The organism is Roseovarius sp. YIN77 (assembly GCF_057219155.1).
The window spans coordinates 1-1,535 of sequence record NZ_JBXVVI010000049.1; the positions used below are offsets into that span (position 1 = coordinate 1).

1 protein-coding gene is annotated in these 1,535 nt (G+C 55.0%); it reads right to left on the reverse strand.

Annotation, left to right across the window (positions count from 1 at the left end):
- Window positions 1-72: 72 nt before the first annotated feature.
- Entirely contained in the window at window positions 73-1,458 is a 1,386-nt protein-coding gene (locus AC2D8P_RS16515) for an IS1182 family transposase (protein ID WP_484703985.1), read from the reverse strand.
- Window positions 1,459-1,535: the final 77 nt, after the last annotated feature.

Below are 1,535 nucleotides of genomic sequence, written 5' to 3' on the forward strand. Positions count from 1 at the left end.
GATTCTGTTGAAAAACACCGTGTTATGAGGGTGACTGATGCTTGGTTTTTGCGACCGCAAGCCTTTCTGTTTTCAGGCTTTTCGCGGATGCTGCGGTGCAGGAAAGATCTTGGCGAGTTTGCGGAGGTTCTGGGCGGTTGCGGCGAGGAGGAATTCATCATTTGCGCCACATGGGCCACGTAATCGGAGACGTCCCAGCCCAAGGATGCGTTTTAGGTGGGCAAAGAGCATCTCAACCTTCTTTCGCAATCGCATTGAGATGGCGTATTGTTTGGTCTTGGCTATATCGCGTGCGACCTGGCGTGCGTCTTCGTGTTCTTCGCGGGTGATCTTGCGGGCATCTGCGTTTGGGCAACACTTGGCTTTCGATGGACAGGCTTGGCAGGTCAGCTTTAGGGCGCGGTATCGCGCGACCCCTTTGCCGGTAGGTCCACGGTTCGGATCGGAGTAGTTCCGCCGGAACTGCTTCAGTGCATGACCTTCTGGGCAGATGTATTGATCGTTCTCGGCATCCCATTCGAAGTCGGCACGAGACCATGTGCCGTCGGATCGGCCAGCTTTATCAAAGACAGGGATATGAGGTGCGATCTTGCGATCAACCAGCCAGCCCAACATTGGCCCGGTGCCATAGGCCGTATCTGCGATAAGACGTTCGGGATGCAAATCGAACTTTGCTTTCACCCGCCTCAGCATCGTCTTTGTCGATCCAACCTCAGCCTGTCGGATTGAGCGTGTGGCTTCGGCATCGACAATGACGCCGTGGTCCGTGTCGATTAAGTAGTTGTCAGAATAGCTAAAGAAAGCAGGCCCTTTGCGGGCCGCGGTCCATTGGCTTGCCGGATCGGAATGGGAGGTAAACTTGGGCTGCACAGGTGACGCCGCACCGAAAGCGGCTTCGTCCAGCGTGTCGAGATACTCGCGCACCGCGCGAGGTGCATCTGCCGGATCAATTCGGGACGCGTCCCAGTCTTCCTTTGGCGTTGAGTTCTGCTTGTTGGCATCCGCTTCGATCAAGCTGGCATCAATGGCCATGCGCTGGCCGCTGACGAGGCCTTCGGCGATGCACCGTGCCACCGTGGTCTCGAACAAGTGGCGCAACAACTCACTCTCACGGAACCGGCCATGGCGGTTCTTTGAAAAGGTCGAATGGTTGGGAACAAAGTCATTGAGATCAAGCCGGCAAAACCATCGATAGGCAAGGTTCAAATGCACCTCTTCACAAAGCCGCCGTTCAGACCGGATACCAAAGCAATACCCCACCAGCAGCATGCGGATGAGCAGTTCAGGATCGATTGAAGGACGGCCCGTGTGGCTGTAGAAATCTGTCAGGTAGGAGCGGATGCTGTCCAGATCTACAAACCGATCAATCGACCGCAGCATGTGGTCTTGGGGAACGTGATCCTCCAGCGAGAACTCGTAAAACAGCGCTGCCTGTGCTTCCTGCCTCGGTCCCATCATCGCCAATCCTCCTGATCAATAAGAGAATTGAATCAGCGATCAACCCATCAATCAAGCAGGAGTTTTTCAACAAAATA